This is a genomic window from Mesorhizobium abyssinicae (assembly GCF_049887195.1).
GTDB lineage: Bacteria > Pseudomonadota > Alphaproteobacteria > Rhizobiales > Rhizobiaceae > Mesorhizobium > Mesorhizobium abyssinicae.
Genome location: NZ_JARAKC010000053.1, coordinates 1 through 6536, shown reverse-complemented (window position 1 = coordinate 6536; position 6536 = coordinate 1). Strand labels below are relative to the sequence as shown.

At 58.3% G+C, this 6536-nt stretch carries 6 protein-coding genes and 3 pseudogenes; 6 read left to right on the top strand and 3 right to left on the bottom strand.

The genetic code is table 11. The features are described from left to right. The 3 genes and pseudogenes from PU724_RS33215 to PU724_RS33205 form a co-directional block, all read right to left on the bottom strand. Positions 1-831: pseudogene (locus PU724_RS33215) on the bottom strand (DUF4158 domain-containing protein); the annotation flags it as partial. Between the two features lie 449 nt (positions 832-1280). Beyond that, positions 1281-1733: a MarR family winged helix-turn-helix transcriptional regulator gene (locus PU724_RS33210; RefSeq protein WP_354425993.1), complete on the bottom strand. Its 453-nt coding sequence runs from the start codon at positions 1731-1733 to the stop codon at positions 1281-1283. A 598-nt stretch (positions 1734-2331) separates the two neighbouring features. Then, a complete protein-coding gene (locus tag PU724_RS33205) occupies positions 2332-2595 on the bottom strand; it encodes an HNH endonuclease (protein WP_354425991.1) in 264 nt (87 codons plus the stop codon). Positions 2596-3348: 753 nt separating this feature from the next. On the opposite strand from PU724_RS33205, the gene PU724_RS33200 reads away from it, so the two are divergent. From PU724_RS33200 to PU724_RS33175, 6 genes and pseudogenes are all read left to right on the top strand, one after another. Next, positions 3349-3564 carry a hypothetical protein gene (locus PU724_RS33200; protein WP_354425989.1) on the top strand — a complete coding sequence of 72 codons (216 nt, stop codon included), beginning with the start codon at positions 3349-3351 and terminating at the stop codon, positions 3562-3564. A gap of 9 nt (positions 3565-3573) precedes the next feature. Beyond that, positions 3574-3930 carry a DUF2958 domain-containing protein gene (locus PU724_RS33195; protein WP_354425987.1) on the top strand — a complete coding sequence of 119 codons (357 nt, stop codon included), beginning with the start codon at positions 3574-3576 and terminating at the stop codon, positions 3928-3930. A 237-nt stretch (positions 3931-4167) separates the two neighbouring features. Continuing rightward, positions 4168-5055 carry a hypothetical protein gene (locus PU724_RS33190; RefSeq protein WP_354425985.1) on the top strand — a complete coding sequence of 296 codons (888 nt, stop codon included), beginning with the start codon at positions 4168-4170 and terminating at the stop codon, positions 5053-5055. Positions 5056-5184: 129 nt separating this feature from the next. Further along, positions 5185-5460 (top strand): annotated as a pseudogene (locus PU724_RS33185) (DNA -binding domain-containing protein). Between the two features lie 434 nt (positions 5461-5894). After that, on the top strand, positions 5895-6176 hold the full coding sequence (locus PU724_RS33180; protein WP_354425981.1) for a hypothetical protein: 282 nt from the start codon (positions 5895-5897) through the stop codon (positions 6174-6176). Positions 6177-6270: 94 nt separating this feature from the next. Then, positions 6271-6536, top strand: a pseudogene (locus tag PU724_RS33175) (hypothetical protein); the annotation flags it as partial.

Here is a 6536-nt window from a genome sequence, read left to right as displayed (position 1 = left end):
AAAGCGTGCCGGCGACTCGCATTGAAGTCGTTGGCCAGCCATGCCGGCGTGGCGTTACCCTCACGGATCATCTGGTCCCACCGTCCAGACGATATGCGCATCTGCAATTTCGGATCGATTTCCAGCGTGCGCAGGAAGGCGATCCGTTCTGTCAGCCCGACCAAGTTTAACGCGCCTGGCGCTTCCGGCGCCGATCGCAGCCAGTGGAAGCGCGTCTGGCCAATGGCCGGATCAACCTCCAACAGCCTGTCCAACGATGTAAGCCGATCGGGCGGAATACCTTCGACGATTTCTTTTTCAGCTCGTCGGCGAGCTATCGCGCGACCGCCGAGGCCGATTTTTTCGATGGAATGTAGCGAGGGAAAGGACCGCGTTTCGTTTCCGGAATTCGGCAATGACTGCTGTCGCGGTCGGTAACCCGTGATCGCCATTGGCCGCCGCATCGATTGCAGCCATAAGGGCTGCGCGGCGATCGTCTCTGGAGGCAGTCCGGAGACCGAGGTAAGCCATCAAAGACCGGCTGTGATCGAAACGCGTCTGTACTCGATGTGCATAGAAGGCGTAGAGGCGCGCGTCGATACCGAGCTGATCCGCAAGATAGTTGATCACAGTCGCGGGCGGCTGCTCGTTATCCCACAAGAGCCGCCCCGTATGGCGCATTATGCAAAGTTGAACCGCGAAGCCCAGCTTGTTCTGCGGTCGGCGGCGGAGCTCGCATTCCAAACGATCTGCCGGGTCCAGTGTAAAGTGGCGGATCAGGCTATCCTCGTCCGTCGGTATACCCAGGAGTATCGCCGCTTCCTTCGAGCTAATAAGCCTTCTTCTACCCACTCGCGTTCTCCCTTGCCACACACCGACTTCAAGGGAAATGGTCGCCATCAGCCAAATGCTTTCAACCGGCCGGCAGCTTAATCTACAGATCAATCACGCGCGTTCGTGCTTCGTTCGGTCTTAGCGTGTTTGCGGGAACAATTCTTGTTCCGACCCCCGGAGGTCACCTCGTGAAAGACCGGGTAACATTACGGTCGGCGGGTAGCAATGACCGAAAGAGAGGCTAGTATTACAGTTGCATTGTGAGTTGCATTACTCACTTCCGCGTTCCGCGCGCGGAATCGAAAAGGTTATTGACGTCGATTGACGGCAATCTCGTCTCCACGGGATGGCGAACGTATTCTTGCCTTGCCTCGCGCCCCAATCGCGATTTTAAGCCTGCACCATGCCTGCAGCATGGACGCGCCGCTATCGAATTGTTTTGCCTGGGGTGCGGAGGGCGCCAGCCCTCACTCCGCCTCATCCGCCCAGATCAGCCTCAACAGCCGCAGCAGCATTGCCCGTTCCATGCTCGTCAGCCGTTGCAGGAAGCGGTCCTCGTGCCGGCGCACCCGCCGCCGCCAGGCGGGCATTGCCGCCTTGGCCGCCACGGTCAGGCTGAGTTCCTTCACGCGCCTGTCCTCGGCATGGTCGTCGCGCTCGATCAGGCCTCGCTCTTCCAGTTCGGCGAGCAGTGGCGTCATGTTGGCGCTCTTCATGCCGAGCAGCCGGCAGAGCTCGGCGGCGCGAATGCCCGGCCGCCCGTCGATCACCGCCAGCATGGCGTAGGTGACGGGGCGCAGCGACGCCTCCGTCATCTCGACCGCGAAATCGTTGAGCGCCAGCGCCGAGGCGCGCCTGAGGTTGTAGCCGATCTGCGCGTCGAGCGCGTCTTCGCCGAGGTCGGTCGTTGGTTCGTCCATGACGGATCGATCGCCGCGATGCCCCCTCTTGTCAAGGCAAAAATACTATGCGAGATAGCGAATATAGTTGCTATGTGGCATAGCAATATGGGAGGAGTCGTCCAATGGGAGAAGAAACCGAAGACATCGTCGCCTTCGACATCGAGGACTGCTACTGCGGCCGACCACGCCGAGGAGGCGAATAGTTAGCCTGCGGCATTCATCGCGGACGATTCGGATTCCTGATCCGTTGGACCTTGATGGCCGGCTCGCCTAGGTTCGAAATGCGAAGCATAAGTTTCCTGCGTTGGCTGCGAGTTAATGGCGCAAACCGCAGATAGCCCTTTTTCAGAAAGCGCTCGTTGGTCTGGTTGTGTTTCGCGCGGATTCCGGCCGGCCCAAGATGGTCGACCTGCCTGCGGGCAAGGTCAACTAAATCCAAACGATTTCGATTTGATCTGCTGACTCGAATTCTGACACCAAGATACACCGATCGACGCTCCCTACAGGCCGATATGGAACGCTATAAGAGATATCCGCCAAATGGTAGGAGCATGCCACGACCCCGAGCGTTTACGGACGGGATGAGACGGACATGCTCCAGCGGGTTTTTGATCGGCTATGTGTCGAGCGCCGTCTCCGCTTTCTGTTTGGACCGGTTCTTCTGCATGCCCCGGTGCTGATTGCAGTGAAAGCATGCTGCGGCAAGGTTGCCCAGATCATCGGCGCCGCCGTCCATTTTCGCCTTCTTATGTTCGATGGTCAGGCGCGTTGGACCGGTTTTTGTGAAATCCCGCTTGCAGTAACAACATTTCCCGTCTTGGCGCCGGTCGAGCTCGCGGCGCACCCAGGCGCGATACTGAAGGTCTCTCAGATTTCCCATGCCCCACAGAGGGACCATATGGGCGGCTAGACGTCAATGCGCGGCAAGGCCCCAGCGTTCTCCGTAGGCAGGCGCGATTTGTATTGATACCGGTTTTATCGAAACTGATTGCTGGTTGCTATATTGCGCCCGTCGCCGGGGGCTGTCGGTCCCGCATCCCACCTGATGGCGGCGTTATGCTGATGCTCCTACGGCCGCCCTGTTGAACCGGTCTCAGGGCCACGAACTTTCTCCAGCACCGAAGTGACTTGATCCCGCTGGCGGGCATTTCGGTGCTTCCGCCTCTTGCGCCCTTGTTTGCTTTGATCGGGAGAAGGGCGCGCGATCGCATCTGTCGCAAGCTGTGCTGGCGGCAAGCGGTTGAGATTTCCTGGTCGCTCCCTTTCGAACCGGACGGGTGTGGCCAGTCGGCGCCCCATAACGGTGCCGGCCCCAAAGCTCTGACCGCCGCAAAGTTCCAAGTTTAACAACTCGATGTACTCCATCGCGGAACCTTCACTTCCTGGACCTGTCGCAACTGCAGTGCACCAGCGATTGAGGTCCACGGACTCGTTCCCATGCTGTCGGTCAACGGCTTTCCTGTTGCTGAATTGTCCGGAGTTGAGAACGTTCCTTTTATCCGGCCCAGCCGTCTTGTCCCGTTCCTGCCCACTCCATTCGCTGCGCTCCCGTGTTGGGGACAATCCGGCTCAGTGCGCCGTCTCCTTTGGAACCGTCCTCCGGGACAGAAACCAGCAACCAAAGGAAAAGACCATGAACAACAGACGTAACTCCGAAACGAAACCCGAGCCGAAATCGCCGCTCTACCACGCCTATACCGTGCGCGACGGCAAGGAAGGCCTGAAGGGCTTCTGGACCCGGATCGGCGCCTTCTTCGCCCACGACGACGGCGAGGGCGGCACGCTCCTCCTCGAGGCCTTGCCCATCGACGGCCGCGTTGTCCTCCGTGCACCGAAGTCCGACGAGTAGGAGGCGGCCATGCAGATCCTGACCCAGAGTCTGCTGGAAAAGCTGCTGGCGAATGGTCGCCAGCAGCAGCCCCTCCGCGGAACGACACACGAAATCGACTTCGTCCCGGTCGTCAAGCTGTTCACTCCGGACGCCGGCGCGACCTGGCTCCTGACCGAAATCGACCCGGATGACCCGGATATCGCGTTCGGCCTCTGTGATCTCAGGCTTGGCTGTCCGGAGATCGGCATCGTCAGCCTCTCCGAGCTGTCCATGTTACGCGGGTCGCTCGGCCTGCCGGTCGAGCGCGACTTGTTTTTCGAGGCGGACAAGCCGCTGTCGGTCTATGCCAGCGAGGCTCGACGCCTTGGTCGTATCCGGGTGTAAACGCATCCGGCGTCGCTCAACGCCGTCTATCGGGACGGTGTTGAGTCGCGAAACCACAGAGCGCGCGGTTCGCGCCTATGATCCGCTAGCAATGGTAGCTCCTAAGCCGTCTAGAGCCGCAGGGGGTATGCAATTAGGTCGTGGCACGCGTCAGCGGTGTCCAACCCTGAGATGTAATCTGCTACTGTGCCCTCCCAGGCCGATTGGACGATTCAACGTAAAGGCCGGGGGACAACAGTGGGACTCAGAAAGCTCTGGCGAGATTTTATCGCGGGGTTCCGGGCGGGACGGGCGGGCGGAGAAGCGCTACGGGAATTTGAGGACGAACAAGAGGTTCAGCGGCTCGGCGCCCAGTGGGGCAAGGCCAAGACACCTGCCGACCGGGAGGCCGCCGGCCTAGAGGCCATCAAATATGCGATCTATGGGGCTAAAGGCGAGCCCAGAGGGACTCATTTAGCTGAAAAGCACGAACTGGAATGGTCGGACAACCCCGGCGCGCGCGAAGCCTATCTGATCAAAAGATGGCACAACCCATATTTTGGGCCGTCCAGGCGAATCGTTTCGACAGAAGAGCTTTCTGAAGCCAGGAAGACCGATCACGACAAGTTCCTGCTCGCCCAGAACTCGTTCTCCGGTCTAGCAAAGGAAATTGGGGGGCTGCCCTCGCCAATGACAGCCGGCGACTTGCATGAAGCCCGGCAAAGCCTCGATGATATCATCCAATTTGCCGTGAGCGTCGGCGGGCCGGCCAAAGAGGTAGCGGTGAAGGCTGACCAAATCCGCGATGCGGTCGTCTTGGCCCTACGTGAGGCGTTTTCAGGTGACGCGGAAAAGCTAGAAAAGATTGAGAGGGCGGATACCTATCACAAGGACCATGTCCGGAAATTCTATTTGCCAATCATGGCCGAGATCATCGGCACGGAGAGGATCACCCCTAATGAAGAGCTGGTTCCGTCACTGCTTTCTGAAGATCCGGCCACAATTTCAATTGTTCTCGATTCACTTCCCGAGGACGACCGCGTGGTTATGCAGGCGGCCGCTATGAAACTGATTCTAAGGGTGCTGGAGGAAGGCTACATCGATCCCCAGCTCGATAAAAAGCTGGCCGTTCTTGCGCGTGAATAACCCTGCATACGAGATTCGATCGAGTCCAGCCGATGCGAATTCCCAAGTAAAGCCCGAGGGGTAGAAAGCGTCCCGATTGACGCTACTCTGGCGTGTAAGGGCGGGCTGTTGATTGAAAGCGAAATGTCGATGGAATTCAAATCACGCCAGTCGTCGGACAGAGCCGTTCCGACCGAAGTCCCGTGGTCGGATAGTCTCACCACGTACGACAGGGAGCATTTCACAACCTATATATGCAGTTTCTGGACGCCGGTGCCGATAATGCCACTTTACGAGGAAATGGCCGAGCAAATCCTCGGCATTGATCCTGAACTTGAACCGGAACGCGCTCGCAGAGCCGCCCGCAGCCATCTCGATCGGGCGAATTGGATGATGACGATCGGCTACAAAGAGCTTTTTTCCTAACTAACCGCTGAATCCAAGGCGCTGCCAATATTCGCAATCATACGGCGCCCTTCGCCGGGAGCTGTCGGTCCTGCATCCCGCCTGCGGCGGCGCTTCTCTAATCGGCGAGGCGAGGTCAAGCTCTTTGGCAATGTCTCCTCTTGGCACGTTCCAGCCAAAATCGCTGCTATGCAGAAGCAGGCTTGCCCTGTCTTCGTCCGGACACTGCAGCGTTCAACGTCTTTCCGCGGCCCGCGCTTCTCTCCGGGATCGGCACTCGGCCCTCCCACGATGGGGTTCAGTAGATGATATGGTCCAATCTATGCTGCATCCTGATGACGAACATCGGTATAAACGCCGCCACGAACTCACAGCGACGAAGTTGAAAAGGCCAGTGTTACTCTTATCTACTGGCTCATCTGGATTTCCAATTGCGGCCATACCAGGAGCATCGCATGAGCGTTTTTATTGATTATGATCTTAACCGCGAGGGTGCCAATTATTCAAAGAAAGACGCGGCGCTCCGTGACCACATCAAAGAGAAATACCCGACATACTGGGCCCATTTGGACTCCACTTTCATCGTCGTAACTGATCTTACCGCAAAGCAGGTAAGGGATGACCTGCTTCCCTTTGTTGACGACAACGATGAGCTATTGGTTGCCAAGCTCACGGGTGAGGGAGCTTGGCATGGATTCAACGAAAACGGATCGAACTGGCTCAAGAAGCATTTGTAGGCACCGAACGATTCCGGTCTGTTAAAGAGTTGGTCCGCACCTAGGGGTCGGAACAAGAGCAGTTCGAAATCGTACGCTAAGGTCGAACGGATCATCGCTTCAATCATTGGATAGGCTATTGGAGGTTGACCCGTCGATCGGCCAGACGCGCTTTCATTGGCTGCGCTCGGCGCCTGAAGCGCCGGTTGCGTCGAACCTGGTCGGGCTGACCGAACGGATTGCCGTCCTGCGCGCGCTGGAAATCGATCCGAAATTGCAGATGCGCATATCGTCTGGACGGTGGGACCAGATGATCCGTGAGGGTAACGCCACGCCGGCATGGCTGGCCAACGACTTCAATGCGAGTCGCCGGCACGCTTT